This window comes from Veillonella sp. AF13-2, assembly GCF_003603295.1.
Taxonomy (GTDB): Bacteria; Bacillota; Negativicutes; order Veillonellales; family Veillonellaceae; genus Veillonella; species Veillonella parvula_E.
Window position 1 is genome coordinate 15,452 of sequence record NZ_QTMT01000002.1, and the last position, 16,423, is coordinate 31,874.

18 protein-coding genes and 3 tRNA genes are annotated in these 16,423 nt (G+C 40.5%); 4 read left to right on the forward strand and 17 right to left on the reverse strand.

The window, feature by feature from the left end:
- Nucleotides 1-8: 8 nt before the first annotated feature.
- Complete coding sequence (locus tag DWV85_RS04020; RefSeq protein WP_004695073.1) at nucleotides 9-569, reverse strand: Fe-S-containing hydro-lyase; 561 nt, start codon at nucleotides 567-569, stop codon at nucleotides 9-11.
- 19 nt (nucleotides 570-588) lie between these two features.
- Nucleotides 589-1,431 (reverse strand): fumarate hydratase, encoded by an 843-nt coding sequence (locus DWV85_RS04025; RefSeq protein WP_004695072.1) that lies wholly within the window; start codon nucleotides 1,429-1,431, stop codon nucleotides 589-591.
- A gap of 740 nt (nucleotides 1,432-2,171) precedes the next feature.
- Between DWV85_RS04025 and DWV85_RS04030 the strand changes: the two genes are divergently transcribed.
- The 4 genes from DWV85_RS04030 (at nucleotide 2,172) to DWV85_RS04045 (ending at nucleotide 3,425) form a co-directional block, all read left to right on the forward strand.
- Nucleotides 2,172-2,247, forward strand: a tRNA-Asn gene (locus tag DWV85_RS04030).
- A 4-nt stretch (nucleotides 2,248-2,251) separates the two neighbouring features.
- Nucleotides 2,252-2,326 (forward strand) — tRNA-Glu (locus DWV85_RS04035).
- Between the two features lie 5 nt (nucleotides 2,327-2,331).
- Nucleotides 2,332-2,407 (forward strand) — tRNA-Val (locus DWV85_RS04040).
- Nucleotides 2,408-2,516: 109 nt separating this feature from the next.
- Nucleotides 2,517-3,425 (forward strand): hypothetical protein, encoded by a 909-nt coding sequence (locus DWV85_RS04045; RefSeq protein ID WP_123138075.1) that lies wholly within the window; start codon nucleotides 2,517-2,519, stop codon nucleotides 3,423-3,425.
- 44 nt (nucleotides 3,426-3,469) lie between these two features.
- On the opposite strand, the gene atpC is transcribed toward DWV85_RS04045, so the two are convergent.
- The 15 genes from atpC to DWV85_RS04120 form a co-directional block, all read right to left on the reverse strand.
- The gene (atpC, locus tag DWV85_RS04050) at nucleotides 3,470-3,877 is read right to left on the reverse strand and encodes an ATP synthase F1 subunit epsilon (protein ID WP_120056085.1); all 408 of its coding nucleotides are present in this window, start codon (nucleotides 3,875-3,877) and stop codon (nucleotides 3,470-3,472) included.
- Nucleotides 3,878-3,880: 3 nt separating this feature from the next.
- Nucleotides 3,881-5,305, reverse strand: coding sequence for a F0F1 ATP synthase subunit beta (gene atpD / locus DWV85_RS04055; protein WP_123138076.1), 1,425 nt, complete (start codon nucleotides 5,303-5,305; stop codon nucleotides 3,881-3,883).
- Nucleotides 5,306-5,323: 18 nt separating this feature from the next.
- Nucleotides 5,324-6,178, reverse strand: a complete 855-nt coding sequence (gene atpG / locus DWV85_RS04060) for an ATP synthase F1 subunit gamma (protein WP_120056081.1) — start codon at nucleotides 6,176-6,178, stop codon at nucleotides 5,324-5,326.
- Between the two features lie 3 nt (nucleotides 6,179-6,181).
- The gene (gene atpA, locus DWV85_RS04065) at nucleotides 6,182-7,720 is read right to left on the reverse strand and encodes a F0F1 ATP synthase subunit alpha (RefSeq protein ID WP_012864785.1); all 1,539 of its coding nucleotides are present in this window, start codon (nucleotides 7,718-7,720) and stop codon (nucleotides 6,182-6,184) included.
- Nucleotides 7,721-7,736: 16 nt separating this feature from the next.
- Nucleotides 7,737-8,288, reverse strand: a complete 552-nt coding sequence (gene atpH / locus DWV85_RS04070; RefSeq protein ID WP_120056077.1) for an ATP synthase F1 subunit delta — start codon at nucleotides 8,286-8,288, stop codon at nucleotides 7,737-7,739.
- Between the two features lie 4 nt (nucleotides 8,289-8,292).
- Nucleotides 8,293-8,790: a F0F1 ATP synthase subunit B gene (atpF, locus tag DWV85_RS04075; RefSeq protein ID WP_123138077.1), complete on the reverse strand. Its 498-nt coding sequence runs from the start codon at nucleotides 8,788-8,790 to the stop codon at nucleotides 8,293-8,295.
- 18 nt (nucleotides 8,791-8,808) lie between these two features.
- The gene (gene atpE, locus DWV85_RS04080) at nucleotides 8,809-9,036 is read right to left on the reverse strand and encodes a F0F1 ATP synthase subunit C (RefSeq protein ID WP_004695064.1); all 228 of its coding nucleotides are present in this window, start codon (nucleotides 9,034-9,036) and stop codon (nucleotides 8,809-8,811) included.
- A gap of 20 nt (nucleotides 9,037-9,056) precedes the next feature.
- Nucleotides 9,057-9,755, reverse strand: a complete 699-nt coding sequence (gene atpB / locus DWV85_RS04085) for a F0F1 ATP synthase subunit A (protein WP_123138078.1) — start codon at nucleotides 9,753-9,755, stop codon at nucleotides 9,057-9,059.
- A 170-nt stretch (nucleotides 9,756-9,925) separates the two neighbouring features.
- Complete coding sequence (locus DWV85_RS09370; RefSeq protein ID WP_243632523.1) at nucleotides 9,926-10,162, reverse strand: hypothetical protein; 237 nt, start codon at nucleotides 10,160-10,162, stop codon at nucleotides 9,926-9,928.
- A 142-nt stretch (nucleotides 10,163-10,304) separates the two neighbouring features.
- Nucleotides 10,305-10,499 (reverse strand): AtpZ/AtpI family protein, encoded by a 195-nt coding sequence (locus DWV85_RS04095; protein ID WP_012864790.1) that lies wholly within the window; start codon nucleotides 10,497-10,499, stop codon nucleotides 10,305-10,307.
- 1 nt (nucleotide 10,500) lies between these two features.
- Nucleotides 10,501-11,643 carry a UDP-N-acetylglucosamine 2-epimerase (non-hydrolyzing) gene (wecB, locus tag DWV85_RS04100; protein WP_123138079.1) on the reverse strand — a complete coding sequence of 381 codons (1,143 nt, stop codon included), beginning with the start codon at nucleotides 11,641-11,643 and terminating at the stop codon, nucleotides 10,501-10,503.
- 57 nt (nucleotides 11,644-11,700) lie between these two features.
- On the reverse strand, nucleotides 11,701-12,852 hold the full coding sequence (locus tag DWV85_RS04105; protein ID WP_123138080.1) for an MraY family glycosyltransferase: 1,152 nt from the start codon (nucleotides 12,850-12,852) through the stop codon (nucleotides 11,701-11,703).
- A 34-nt stretch (nucleotides 12,853-12,886) separates the two neighbouring features.
- Entirely contained in the window at nucleotides 12,887-14,245 is a 1,359-nt protein-coding gene (locus DWV85_RS04110; RefSeq protein WP_123138081.1) for a PFL family protein, read from the reverse strand.
- 9 nt (nucleotides 14,246-14,254) lie between these two features.
- Entirely contained in the window at nucleotides 14,255-14,530 is a 276-nt protein-coding gene (locus DWV85_RS04115; RefSeq protein ID WP_012864794.1) for an ACT domain-containing protein, read from the reverse strand.
- A 147-nt stretch (nucleotides 14,531-14,677) separates the two neighbouring features.
- Complete coding sequence (locus DWV85_RS04120; RefSeq protein ID WP_123138082.1) at nucleotides 14,678-16,315, reverse strand: phosphoglucomutase; 1,638 nt, start codon at nucleotides 16,313-16,315, stop codon at nucleotides 14,678-14,680.
- Nucleotides 16,316-16,423 lie beyond the last annotated feature (108 nt).

The following is a 16,423-nucleotide window of genomic DNA, read 5'->3' on the forward strand; positions in this document are numbered from 1 at the left end:
TGGTGATATTAGATTTTTCTGTAAGGTTTTTGGCCTAATTCGTAGAAGTTATTACCTTCAGTATCGCCAACTACGATGCAAGGGAAATCTTCAACAGTCAATTCAGCCAAAGCTTCTGGTCCAAGTTCTCCATAAGCAAGAACTTCGTATTTTTTGATGGATTTTGCAATCAATGCTGCAGCGCCACCAACTGCTGCGAAGTATGTGCAACCATTTTTCTTCATGGATTCAACTACTTCTGGTTTGCGGGAACCTTTACCAATCATGCCTTTGATACCTTGATCAAGCATTGTTGGTGTGTAAGCATCCATACGACCGGAAGTTGTAGGACCAGCGGAACCAATTGGATCACCAGGTTTTGCAGGTGTTGGTCCAAGATAATAAACAAACTTATTTGTCCAGTCGATTGGCAATTTTTCACCACGCGCTAAAGCTTCAGTCATAACTTTATGAGCAGCGTCACGAGCGGAGTAAATTTTACCAGTGATAAGAACGCTATCACCAACTTTTAATTTACGGGAAAACTCTTCATTATATTCTTCAGTATTAATGCGAATTGATTCAGCCATTGTTTTTACCTCCTATCGATTAAAGTACTACGTGAGCATGACGAGCAGCATGGCACATGATAGTAACTGCAACAGGAAGACCTGCGATGTGAGTTGCACCCCATTCGATGTTTACACCGATACAAGTTGTAGTGCCACCCAATTGTGGTCCAATACCAGTTTTGTTAACCATTTCCATAATTTCTTCTTCTAATTTTGCATAGTCTGCATCTTTATGAGGTACACTAATGTCACGAAGCAACGCTTTTTTGGACATAACAGCTGCTTGGTCCATAGTACCGCCAATACCTATGCCGAGTACGATTGGAGGGCATGGGTTAGGGCCTGCATGTTTTACGATTTCAAGGACTGCATTTTTAACACCTTCCACACCATCAGCAGGTACGAGCATAGCTACATCGGATTTATTTTCAGAACCGAAACCTTTTAATTCCACTTGAATATCTACTTTATCGCCAGGAACGATTTCAGTGTAGATGATTGCAGGTGTGTTATTTTGTGTATTTTTACGATTGAACAATGGTTCAGCTACAACGGATTTACGAAGATAACCTTCAACATAACCAGCTGCAACACCAGCATTGATAGCTTCTGTAAGGTCACCACCAACGAAATGAACATCTTGACCAACTTTTAAGAATACCATAGTCATACCAGTATCTTGGCAGTATGGACGATCTTCAGCATCGGCAATTTCTGCATTTTTAATAATTTGATCAAGAACGATACGACCTACTGAAGACTCTTCTGTTTCACGGCCTTTTTTCAAACCTTCATAGATGTCTTTTGGCAAGTGGTAAGCTGCGTCCATACACATTTGACGGACTGTTTTTGTGATTTCAGATACTTGAATCTCGCGCAAGATAATCCCTCCTCAGGAAAATAGTTGAATATTAATTCTAATACCGATGAGATAAATTAAAATTCTCAAACATATGAAAGAATATCTATCTCAAACCGATGAGATTAACTCTATACATAAATCGTAGCACACAATATAGGGGGATTCAACGCCCCACCTATACAGTTTTCTCAATGCTTTTTCGATTTTTGAGAATTGTTTTCATGAATATTTTTGTATATATTTCGGTTTTTCAATAGGCTATATAGACCTTATTTTCTAGTCACTAAAATAGCCCTTCATTGTGATAAAAGTCATAGTCTATCATATATCAATAAGATTTTTATATCTTATATTTTTACCTACTTTCTTATATATAGATTTGGTTTAAAATTAACCACAAACATAGGCTATATCTAATAAGATAAATACACTTCTCTTTTAACTGATACTACTTTTCAACTAAATCTTATAAACTTTTCTATAATGCATATGTATACCGATTATCTTCAATATACTTATATTGCTAACTCCCATGCATTTGGAGTCATACAATCACCTTAGAACACAGTAAATACCTATAGTTAATAAGCTCCATAGATTTTATTAATTTTAATGACTTTCTCATCAAAATTATTGATAACTAATTTTATCTATAAAGTTATGTCTTTTAGTCATAATTGACAGTATCTATTTTATAGTGTTTTAAAAAAAATGCTTGCTTTTATAATTAATCTAACATATAATAACAATCGTACCATTCCTCGATAGCTCAGTCGGTAGAGCAATCGGCTGTTAACCGATCGGTCGTAGGTTCGAGTCCTACTCGAGGAGCCATTCTGGCCCGTTGGTCAAGCGGTTAAGACACCGCCCTTTCACGGCGGTATCCCGGGTTCGATTCCCGGACGGGTCACCACATATGGACGATTAGCACAGCTGGGAGAGCGCCTGCCTTACAAGCAGGATGTCGGCAGTTCGATCCTGTCATCGTCCACCAGACTAAAGGAGCAAGCTGTTAAGCTTGCTTCTTTTTTTTATATATATGATATAATAATATAAATTGTATAATTTGTAATTTTAAAAGAGTTTTATTAAGAGGAGGAATTATGTTACATAACTTCGGACTCTATAAACGTCCACTACTTACAGTACTTGCTGTACTACTCACAACTGCATTTACAACAGCTAGTGCCGCTATGATCGATTTGAGTCAGCTAACACCAAATACAACGCAACCTGTGGCTCTTAGCACTATACAAAGTAATACAAGTAATGAGGCTTCTACATTGACCCCTAAAACAAATATGGAGCCTGTCATAAAAGTAGCTGCAACACCAACATCTACACCAATTTCTGGAGCTTCAGAAAAAGCAACTGTTAATGCTACTAGTACAAGTCATGATGGTCACTTGGAAAACTTTCCAAGCCGCAAAGTAACTATTGTTGTACCAGCAAATTTGCGCAATGAAAACACAGCTCAATTTGGTCACTACATGACAGATCGCTTATCAAATACACTTAAATATCCTTACTATGATACAACCATTGTAAGCACTAACACACCAACTGCAGAAATTAAAGCCGCTGATCTTGCTCAAATTGCAGAGGCCCAAAATTCTGAAATTGTTATTATGCCTGTGCCATTACAAGATGTATATGTACAAGTTAATACTATTAACAGCTCAGATTCGTACAATAATGATAATCATGAAATTTATATCGCTGCAAAGGTTAATGCCCTTTTATACTATTATGATGTAAACGATAAGATAATCCATACTGTTCGTACGGGCTTCAACCAAACTGATGACTCTTTAACTATGCCAACACATAAATCAGTTTGGAACAAAGTTATGACTATATTACTTGATAAATTACCATACAAACGAATTCCAACAGACCATGACCGTTACCAAGCACCTGGTATTAATTCTGAGGCACCTGTTGTACTCGATTTCCAAGTAGAACAACCTAAGAATACTGCATACTCCTTAAAAGGTGTGAGCGTCTTGTAGATAAATTTCTTAAAAAAAGGCTAGCCATCTGGCTAGCCTTTTTCTTATAACATTTTTGTAACATGCAAGCGCAGTAAAGCACGTTGCAATGCTGCTTCTGCTCTTTCTACATCAATATCAGGTGTAGGATTTGATAACCGACCTTCAGCACGCTCTTTAGCACGCTGTGCACGATCCACATCAATAGATGTAGGATCTTGACAGTCAGGGGTTACAATACTCACCTTATTATGTTCAATTTCACAGAAGCCACCAAATACGGCAAATTCACGAGATGTTCCATCTGGTTGATCAATGCGTAAAGGTGCTAAGTCTAATGCAATAATCATAGGCGCATGATTTGGCAAAATACCAAAAGCACCATCGATAGCTTTACCTACAAAGAATGTAGATTGGCCTTCGAATACGATTGCATCAGGTGTAATTATCTGTAGGGTCATAGGTTCCGCCATGGATTATTCCCCCTTCTCTTGCATTTCCTTTGCTTTTTGAACGGCTTCATCAATGGTACCAACCATGTAGAATGCACCTTCTGGCAATTCATCATATTTACCATCTAAGATTTCTCTAAAGCCTCTCAATGTTTCGGACAATGGCACATATTTACCAGGAGAACCAGTAAATACTTCTGCTACGAAGAATGGTTGACTCAAGAAACGTTGAATCTTACGAGCGCGAGATACAGTGAGTTTATCTTCGTCAGACAATTCTTCCATACCGAGGATTGCGATAATATCTTGAAGATCGCGATATTTTTGCAATACTTCTTGTACGCCACGAGCTACTTCGTAGTGCTCTTCACCAAGTACATGTGGGTCCAAAATACGGCTTGTAGAATCGAGTGGATCCACCGCCGGATAGATACCAAGTTCCGCAATGGAACGAGACAATACTGTTGTTGCATCCAAGTGAGCGAATGTCGCTGCTGGAGCAGGGTCAGTCAAGTCATCGGCAGGTACATATACAGCTTGTACAGAGGTAATAGAACCTTCTTTAGTAGATGTAATACGTTCTTGCAATGCCCCTACGTCATTAGCCAATGTAGGTTGGTACCCTACGGCAGATGGCATACGACCTAAGAGGGCAGATACTTCGGACCCCGCTTGGATAAAGCGGAAGATGTTATCGATAAACAAGAGCACGTCTTGTTTCTTCACATCACGGAAGTATTCAGCCATTGTAAGGCCAGTAAGACCTACGCGCATACGAGCCCCTGGTGGCTCATTCATTTGGCCGTATACGAGAGCTGTTTTGTTGATAACGCCGGACTCTTTCATTTCGTTCCACAAGTCATTACCTTCACGAGTACGTTCACCTACGCCGGAGAATACGGAGTAACCGCCGTGCTCTGTAGCAACATTGTGAATCAATTCCATAATCAATACGGTTTTACCTACACCGGCACCACCGAAGAGACCAATTTTACCACCTTTTACGTATGGAGCGATAAGGTCAACGACCTTAATACCTGTTTCCAAGATTTGTGTATCCGGAGAAAGGTCATCAAATTTAGGTGCTGGACGATGAATAGGCCACTTTTCATCAGCCACAACTGGAGCTGGATCATGGTCTACCGTTTCACCAAGTACGTTAAAGATACGACCTAATACGCCTTCCCCTACAGGGATGGAGATTGGAGCGCCAGTATCTTCCGCTTCCATATTACGTGTCATACCGTCAGTAGAACTCATGGCAACGCAACGAACTGTATCGTCGCCTAAGTGTTGCATAACCTCTACTACGATTTTTTGTCTATCGTGTGCCTTGTGGTCATGGTAGATGTGGATGGCGTTGTAGATAGCTGGTAAATGACCAGCATCAAAGCGCACGTCTACAACTGGGCCGATGACCTGCACAACTTTACCAATATTATTACTCATCGACAGATGTCTCCTTATCTATTGCAAGGCATTAGCGCCACCAACGATTTCAGAAATTTCGTTTGTAATACTAGATTGACGCAACTTGTTGTATTCAAGGCCTAAGGACTCAATGAGTTCCCCTGCATTATCTGTAGCAGATGTCATGGCCGTCATACGAGCGCCCAATTCACTAGCTGCAGATTGCAACAATCCATTATAAACTGTAATTTCTAAGTATTTTGGCAACAACGCCTCCAAGACGGATACAGCAGATGGCATGAAATCATACTCTTCTCCTTTTACCTCATCTTGTGGTTGCTCTATTGGCAACAAGCGCTCAGCCTGTGCAATTTGCGTCATAGAATTTACAAAACGTGTATAGATCATGATGACTTCGTCAACTTCATGACGTTCGTATAGTGAAAGTGCTTCATGCATAATGGTACGCGCATGTTCATAGGATGGTTTATCAGAAAAGCCCGCATAGGACTTATCGATATGAATACCTCTAGATTTCATGCTATCTCTAGGCTTTCTGCCTGCCGTGATAACACGGTACGTGTCAGAAGATTTACCATGTAATTGTTCCATGGCAAATTTCAACACATTAGACGAAAATGCCCCTGCCAGACCTTTATCTGCACCTACTACAATATAGCAAGTACGCTCTACAGGTCGCACATCTAAGAGAGGACTTTCAAAGCCTTCTAAATCACTATTAGACATATGACGCAAGATTTGCCCTATCTTCTCTGCGTAAGGACGAGTAGCTTCCGCTTTTGTTTGTGCCCTACGAAGACGAGCAGAAGCTACCATCTTCATCGCTTTTGTAATTTGTTGCGTATTGGTAACACTTTTTATGCGTTTTCGCAAATCTTGTGCACTAGCCATACATTACGCCTCCTTACGAGACACTAATGTATGTGTAGAGCCAAATGCTTCAACACATTCTGGGATTGCTTGCTTCAATAGATTTTCAGTTTCTTCGTCAATTTTCTTAGACGTTTCAATGTTAGTGATGATTTCAGGGTAATTTGCTTTTACATAGCGTAAAAGTTCAGCTTCAAAGGACAATACATCTGCCACTTGAATATCTGCTAAGTACCCTTTTGTACCAGCGTAAAGGTTAATAACCATTTCCGCTACGCTCATAGGCTCATATTGACCTTGTTTTAACATTTCAGTTAAGCGTTCACCACGATCAAGTTGAGCGCGTGTAGCCGCATCAAGGTCGGAACCAAACTGAGCGAAAGCAGCCAACTCACGATATTGAGCAAGGTCCAAACGTAATTGACCCGCTACTTGTTTCATCGCTTTAGTTTGAGCACTACCACCTACACGAGATACAGATAAACCTACGTCAACAGCTGGACGAATACCAGAGTAGAACATATCTGTACCCAAGAAAATTTGACCATCGGTGATGGAAATTACGTTTGTTGGGATGTATGCAGATACGTCACCTGCTTGTGTTTCAATGATTGGCAACGCTGTAATGGAACCTCCACCAAGTTCAGGTGAAAGTTTCGCAGCCCGCTCTAATAGACGGCTGTGTAAGTAGAATACGTCGCCTGGATATGCCTCACGCCCTGGTGGACGGCGCAATAATAGGGACATAGCACGGTATGCAGCCGCTTGTTTTGTTAAGTCATCATATACGCATAATACGTGTTTACCTTGGTACATAAAGTATTCACCCATGGCAACACCAGCGTATGGGGCAATGTATTGAAGAGGTGCACCAGTGGAAGCACTCGCAGAAACTACGATTGTATATTCCATAGCCCCTGCTTCTTCAAGTTTTTGTACTACACGAGCAACCGTAGATTCTTTTTGACCAATAGCTACATAAATACAAATAACATCTTTGCCTTTTTGGTTCAAAATAGTATCTAAGGCAATCGCAGTTTTACCTGTACCACGGTCACCGATGATAAGCTCACGTTGACCACGGCCGATTGGTACCATCGCATCAATCGCTTTAAGACCTGTTTGCAATGGTTCATTTACGGATTGTCGATCCGCAATACCAGGTGCTGGATGTTCGATAGGACGACGTTCTGTAGCTTGGATAGCACCCTTGCCATCAAGAGGTTGACCAAGAGGGTTTACTACGCGACCAATCAAGGCATCTCCAGCAGGAACGTCCATAATTTTGCCAGTACGGCGCACTTGGTCTCCTTCTTTAATCAAGAAGTCATCACCTAATAGTACGGCACCAACATTATCTAATTCTAAGTTCAAAACCAAGCCATATACGCCGTGTGGTAATTCTAGCAACTCACCGGCCATGGCTCTTTCAAGACCATAAATATGGGCGATGCCATCCCCTACGTCGAGAACAGTACCCACGTCATCGACATTGAGGTCAACATCATAGTCCTGAATCTGCTGTTTGATTATAGCAGTGATTTCTTCAGGCTTCATTTTCATATATACCCATTCACCCCTATCTAATAGAGTTCGTTCTTAATAAAGATTTTTCTAATTCCTCTAAACGACGAGATACAGAGCCATCAATGCGTTTATCCCCTACTTGGATAACGATACCACCCATAATAGATGGATCTTGACGCACAGATAAAATAACATCTTTCCCTGTTACTTCTCGTAATTTAGCTTGTACAGATGCTTCTACATCAGCTGTGATTGGTTCTGCTACAGTTACAGTAGCTTCCAAAATACCACGAGCCTCTCGTGATTTTTGAATAAACGCTGCAATGGCCTGCGCAATATAACGATGGCGACCGCGTTTAATCATCACATAGATAAAATGTAAAGCAACTTTGTCGATACTAGATTCAAAAATAGAACCAACTAACTTAATCTTTGCATCTTCTGTAACGATTGGATTTTCAAGGAATGAACGAAGTTCAGGCTGTTCCGCCATAACGGACGCTACATAACCTAATTGCTCCTCCATGAGTTCCAAATTATTTTGTTCTTGAGCTAATTCAAACATAGCCGAACCGTATTTATCTGCTACAATTTCTATGCTCATCGTATCACAACCCTATCGTTTTACTATCAAGTTGACGAATAGCGTCTTCGATCAATTTTGTATTAGTTTCGCTGTTCATATCTTTAGCAACAACTTTACCAGCCATAGCTACAGACAAAGAAACAACTTCATTGCGTAAACTATTCATAGCACGATCACGTTCGATTGCAATATCTTGGCGAGCACGATTTTTTTCTTGTTCAATTTGTTCGCGTGCTGTCACTAATTGTTCGCGTGTTGTATTTTCTGCTTCTTGAACTGCTTTTTCAACAATTTGTTGTGCTTCTTGACGTGCTTTAGCAATTTGAGCAGCATAATCAGCTTTAAAGCCCTCTGCCTCTACACGAGCTTTTTCTGCAGCTTTTAAGTCTTTAGCAATTCGTTCTTTACGTTCTGTCATCATCGCCAATAATGGTTTATATGCAAAACGAGCTAATAGCCAAACTAATATAAAAAAGTTCAACATTTGAGCAAGAATCGTTCCAAGGCTTAAGTCAACCAAGGTTATTCCTCCTCGTTATTATCTGAATAACAAAATAAATGCTACTACTACACCGATGATAGGCATCGCTTCGATCAAACCAATCGCTACGAACATAGTAGACATCAATTGACCACGCAATTCAGGTTGACGCGTAATGCCTTCAATTACTTTGCTAGATACAAGACCGTCACCGATACCTGCACCAATGGCACCACAACCTACTGCGATTGCTGCTGCTAATGCGAATAAACCTTGAGCTTCCATAATATATCCTCCGTAAAAAATTAATGTTCCTCACTAAGAGCCATCCCCAAGTAGGAGGCAGTAAGAACGGTAAAAATAAAGGCTTGAATAATACCAATAAATAAACTAAAAGCAATCCATACCCATGGTGCCGGTACAAACCAAGGCAAATTGTACAATACTTCTAACAGAATTTCACCAGCTACGATATTACCAAATAGACGGAAGGCAAGTGTAACAGGTCTAGCAATCTCTTCAAAAATATTCAGTATTAGCAAAGCCTTATAAGGTCGTACGAAATGCTTGAAATAGGATAAGCCTTTAACTTTAATCCCCATAACCCATACTACTAATGTGCTACATAGAGCTAATGCAACAGTAGTATTAATATCGGATGTTGGTGATGTTAAAGCCTTAAACGTAGGCATTAAACCTAATTCGTTTCCTACAAAAATAAATAAGAAAAACGTAAATAACAAGGAACTCACCATCGGCCAATGACGACCTAAGTTCGGAGCTAATTGCCCCTCTAAGCCTTCCAATATAGATTCAACTATATTTTGCAAGCCTACAGGCACCAATTTTCGTCCCCGGGTGGCTAGTACTGTTATCAGTATTACAATAGCCATAGTAACCCATGTAGCAATTAGAGTATCCATATTAAATGTCAACCCTAACCACTGCACGACTTCATGGTGTCCCGCATGTAATTCCACGTTCTCAACCCCTTCCATAGACATAATAAAAAACTAATATATTTACAATAAATATAAATATAATATATATGTATCATCATACATCGTTATAGATATATAATCAACACTTGAAAGGTAAACAATTCTAATTACTCATGAATGTATTGTGTATAATGCATTATTGGAATATATCTATAATTTAACACATCATAAGATTAGAAATGTCGACTAAGCCACCAGTAAACAACATATAATGCAGGCTGAATAAGTGCCACACCAACAAACACGCTAATAGCCTCTATGCCGGGAATCTTTAATCCTAAGACTACTAATGAACCTACTAACATAAGACGCCATATCATCTGTCTACGAGCTTTACGAACGGCTTTGTAAGGATCCCCTGATACAATGGATTGACCATGCAAAGCTAAACTTAACAAGTAGAGCACCATTATAAAAATGCCCCACAACCAGCCCCATACATATTGTTGCAATCCGCATGCAATCTGTATTATTACTCCGAAAAAGGCAATAAAAAAACAAGTCAGTAACACGCACACTATGAATTTTATATATTGATTCATACATACCTCACTACTTAACTTGTTTATATAACATATAAAACCCTGTTATAGCGCCTATTAGACCAAATATGACCATACAGAGTGGTTCCGTTTGAAGCCAAGTATCCAATTTATAACCTAGCCAAATAAAACCTCCAATACAGGAGACCAGTGTGACCCCCGCTGATGTTGCCATGGCGAGGGCTTTCACAAGATCCTTATCCATATTATTTACCAAAACGTTCAGGACGACGCGCATCACCTAAGAATTCATGTCGCAATGCTTGGATAATACGTTCAGATGCTTTCCCATCACCATAAGGATTGACGGAGTTAGACATCAATTTATAAGCCTCTGCGTTGCTCAACAATTCATGAGCCGCTGCGTGTACTGCATCTTTATTAGTACCTACTAGACGAACTGTACCAGCTTCAACAGCTTCAGGGCGTTCCGTTGTATCGCGCAATACAAGAACTGGTTTACCAAGAGCTGGGGCTTCCTCTTGAATTCCACCTGAATCAGTCAAAATCAAATAAGATTTAGCCATTAAATTAGCAAATGGTTCATAATCAAGAGGGTCAATTAATGTAATACGTTCTACAGAACCAAGTTCTTCTTGTACAACTTGTCGAACCTTAGGATTCTTATGTACAGGGAAAACAACTTGAATATCTTCAAATTCATTAATTAAATCTCGAATAGCTTGATATACATGACGCATAGGTTCGCCTAAGTTTTCTCGACGATGTGTGGTAACAAGGACCGTGCGTTTTTCAGAATCAAGAGCATTAATAGCTGCATCATCGAATACATAGTTGTCTTGCACCGTCGTATCAAGAGCATCAATAACAGTATTACCCGTTACATAAAGATGTTCTGTATTAATATTTTCTTTTTTTAAATTGCTTTCAGAACTAGAAGTAGGCGCAAAGTGATACGTCGCAATAGAGCCCGTCAATTTGCGATTCATCTCTTCAGGGAACGGAGAGTAAATATCACCTGTCCGTAATCCTGCTTCCACGTGACCTACAGGAATTTCTTGGTAGAAAGAAGCCAAGGCCCCAGCAAAGGTAGTTGTAGTATCACCATGAACGAGTACCACATCAGGTTTTGCTTCTTCTAATACATCTTTAAGGCCCATCAAAGCACGATTAGTTACATCATATAGTGTTTGACCTTGACTCATAATATTTAAATCATAGTCTGGGGTAATATTAAACAAGTTTAGTACTTGATCGAGCATATCTCGATGCTGTGCCGTAACGGTTACGATAGGTTCCATATCTGGTGCTGCTTGTAACGCTTTTACAAGAGGAGCCATCTTGATAGCCTCAGGTCTTGTACCAAAGATTGTCATAACTTTTAACATAGTTGCCTCCAACGTAGTAGGATAGAAAAAATGGGGCGCCAAGCACCCCACAGATGGTTATTCCTTATGAGAATCATCAGTATTCTCCAAAGCTTTAGCCAATTCATCGCGATCAAAGGATATGGTATCATCCGAGTCGCTGCGTTCAATTGTAGGACGTGGTAACGGATGCCCTGCCGCATCACTATGCATGATAACACCAAGGCGTCGTGCAATATAGATACTACACAAGAAAATTACTAATACTAAGGTCGCACCGACCCAAGCATTAACCTCTGCAACGATAACAGATACACCACCGAAAAGAGCTGTTACTGCATACATCAACAATACAGCTTGCTTTTGTGTTAATCCTTGTGCCAATAAGCGATGGTGAACATGACCTTTATCAGGTTTAAAGATGGGACGTCCACTGATTTTACGGCGCACAATGGCAAATAAGGTGTCCAAAATAGGCAAGCCTAACACAATGGCAGGTACCACTAAAGCAATCATAGCAGCTGTCTTTACAGCCCCCATAACAGAAATAGCCGCTAATGTATAGCCGAGAAGCATAGAGCCCGTATCACCCATAAAGATCTTTGCAGGGTTAAAGTTATACCGTAAGAAGCCTACCGTTGCACCTGCCAAGGCAAGAGAAATACAAGCGAGGTCGGTTTGACCAAGTTGCAAAGTCATCGCACAAACAGCGATACATGCGATAAAGGAAATACCTGCAGCCAAGCCATCAAGTCCATCAATTAGGTTTACAATATTTGTAAAACCAACTATCCAGAAAATAGTCAATGGAATAGCCCAATACTTGAGATATACTACACCCCCCCAAGGAAGGTTAATGAAGTCTACTCGAATATCATAAGCCACCAGAATAGCAGCTGCTATAATTTGTCCCATTAACTTAGTTTTTGGCTCAATTTGTTTAATGTCGTCCCAAATACCAACTAGCACCAAAATGACCGTACCAAGGACAAACCCAAACAATTTATGATCATGCGGGATAGAATTGTTAAAAAGAACCGATCCCACATAACCGAGAAAGATTGCTAATCCACCAAGTCGTGGAATCGCACCATGATGCACCTTTCGAGCATCAGGCTTATCTATTGCCCCAACAGCAACGGCAAAGCGTTTTACCAATGGGGTAAGTGCAAAGGTTATGATGAGCGCTAGTGCAAAGGCCCACACATAATCGAGCACATATTCACTCATAAGACACCTCCAACAAGTAGGTTGTAAAAACGGATTAATTCGTTAAGCTACGAATAGGAGCAGGAATTCTTCCACCACGGGCAATGAACTCGGCTGCACTATATGGACTCACTTCAATAATAGGAGCATAGCCTAATAATCCACCAAACTCGACAACCTCTCCAACAGTCTTACCAGGTACAGGAATTACACGAACCGCAGTTGTCTTATTATTAATCATACCAATTGCTGATTCATCTGCAATGATAGCAGAAATGGTATCAGCAGTAGTGTCACCAGGAATAGCAATCATATCAAGACCTACAGAACATACACATGTCATGGCCTCTAATTTATCAAGCGTCAAACTGCCACAGGATACAGCATCAATCATGCCTGCATCTTCTGAGACAGGAATGAATGCACCACTAAGCCCACCTACGTGAGAGGAAGCCATAAGACCACCTTTTTTCACCGCATCATTAAGTAATGCTAGTGCTGCTGTAGTGCCATGACACCCACAAGAGGACAAGCCCATTTCTTCAAGAACATGAGCTACAGAGTCACCTACAGCTGGTGTTGGCGCCAAAGATAAATCGATAATACCAAATGGTTTACCAAGACGACGAGATGCCTCTTGCGCTACCAATTGACCTACGCGCGTGATTTTGAAAGCAGTACGTTTAATCGTTTCTGCTACAACGTCAAAGGATTGTCCTCGAACGGATTCAAGCGCATGTTTTACAACACCCGGGCCAGATACACCCACAGAAATAGCACTATCCCCTTCTGTTACCCCGAAGAAAGCACCCGCCATAAACGGATTATCCTCTACAGGATTACAGAAAATAACGAGTTTAGCACAACCAAGAGCATCATTATTCTTTGTAAGTTCTGCGGTTCTCTTAACGATGATACCCATATCGCGCACTGCGTCCATGTTGATACCAGTTTTAGTTGAACCCACCGCAACAGAGCTACAAACAATATCCGTAGTTGCCAGCGCTTCAGGAATAGAGTCAATCAAAATACGATCAGCTCGTGTAGCGCCCTTTGTTACAAGCGCAGAAAAGCCGCCGATAAAATTAACACCTACAGTTTTTGCAGCACGATCCATAGCTTCCGCCACAGGAACATAGGATGTTAAATCACTACCACCTGCTACAAGAGAAATAGGTGTTACAGAAATACGCTTGTTGATAATAGGGATTCCAAACTCGCGTTCAATATTTTCACCCGTAGATACAAGGTGTTCTGCCTCTTTTGTAATACGGTCATAAATACGGTCACACAACTCTTTACCAGAACTAGATGCGCATTCGAGCAAGCTGATCCCCATCGTAATAGTACGCACATCAAGCTTGTTATCATGAATCATCTGATTCGTTTCTAAAATATTGTCGATAGATAACATAAGTGCCTCCTATCCTACACGGTGCATGCTCAAGAAAATATCAGCATGTTGTGCACGGATTTCAACACCTAGTTCTTTACCTTGAGTCGTTAAAGCCGCTTGGATAGCTGTAAGATTTTTCATATCTTCAGACTTGGTTTCACACATCATAATCATATTGAAAACGCCATCAAGGATGGTCTGATTAATGGACATAATATTTACACCGTAGTTAGCGAGCACGGTACTAACCCCAGCAATGATACCAACGCGGTCTACGCCGACAACGGTAACAACTAATTTCATAACATCACCTTCTCTAAGCACTACAAACTATATAGCCAGTATAGGGCATTCATATAAGGCATTCAATAAACTATATTAATATATTATAACACATTTATTATTTTTCATGAGTGAAATCTTTATGAGTTTTCTAGTGAAAACAACATGTTACACTTCGTCAGACAAAGCACTTGTTACAATCTCTTCACCAGCAGTTAACAATGCGATAAGACCTTTGTCCCCTTTATAGCTTTCACCATAAATTTTATATAAATCTTCAGTACCAGATGGACGTGCTACAAACCAGCCTGTTTCTGTTTCTACACGAACACCATCGATAGGCATATCCTTGTACAAGGATGTCGTGCGTACATTCGTAATAGCATCACCATCGACCTCTGTAGCTGTAATAGAGCTAGCATTTAACTGTTTCAACTTAGCCTTGGCCTCCTTTGTACAAGCCGCATCAATACGACCAAATCGAGGATCTCCACAGCCTTCCACAATATTGTTATACAGTCTCTCAACAGTGGCGCCCATTACAGCGTACATCTCCATCGCTAAGAGAGCCATTACCATGCCGTCTTTATCTGTGGTCCATACTGTACCATCTTTTTTGAGAAAGGATGCCCCAGCAGATTCTTCGCCTCCAATGCCAATTTCCCCATCGAATAATAGAGAGCTAAAGTATTTAAAGCCTACTGGAACTTCATACACGGGAATTTCTTTAACGGATGCCCACTTATCAATCATGGTTGTACAAACAACCGTTTTACCTACCCCTTTATCCTTCCAACCACGAGTTGTGAATAGATAATCAGCAGCAGCTACGAGGAATGCATTTGGTGAAGCAAGCCCTTCTGCACTAACAATACCATAACGATCGTAATCGGGATCGTTACCAACAGCCAAATCGTAATTACCTATTTGCTTAATAACATCGGCCATAGCGTATTCTGAGGAACAATCCATGCGGACCTTACCATCATGGTCATACGTCATAAAGCTAAAGGTAGGATCATATTCATCATTGATAATATCCATATTGAGATTATAGCGCTCTTTAATAGCTTGCCAATAACCTAGTCCACTACCACCAAGGGCATTAACGAGAACCTTAGGTTTTGCACTTTGTATTGCCTCCATATTAATGATAGAAGACAGTTCTTCAACATACAGGCCTTTATAGTCATACGGAACTTGTTGATCAGGTTCAATATTGTCGATGCTAATACGTTTAAACCCTTCTAGTTCACAATATGCACGAACATATTCATTAGCTCGAGTTTCAATCCATTTTGTAACAAGAGTATCCGCCGGACCACCATTAGTAGCGTTATACTTGATACCACCATTATCTGGAGGATTATGAGATGGCGTAATCACGATACCATCCGCTTTGTCATCGTGGCTTTCATTATAACGAATAATGGCACGAGATATAGATGGTGTCGGCACGAAATCCATATCGGAATCAACCATTGCCGTTACGCCATTGCCAGCAAGAACCTCTAGAATTGTTACAAGGGCTGGCTGAGATAAAGCATGTGTATCTTGACCGACAAAAATCGGACCTGTAGCGCCGAATTGGCCACGGCCATCACAAATAGCCTGTGTAATAGCGGCCACATGTAAATCTGTAAAAGTACCATTTAAAGAAGTACCGCGATGGCCAGATGTACCAAAGGATACGAGTTGTGTCGGATCTGTAATATCCGGAGCATTATCAAAATAGGCATCCACAAGGGTTTGCACATCGATAATATCTTGTTCTTGTACAGGCGTACCTGCTAATTTGTGAGTCATAGAAACCTCTAATCTTATCTTGAGGGCAAGCCCTCTCATTTTACAACCTTGATATTCGATCAATTACATTAAATTATTTTCAAAATGTATGTATCATTCATAAAATAT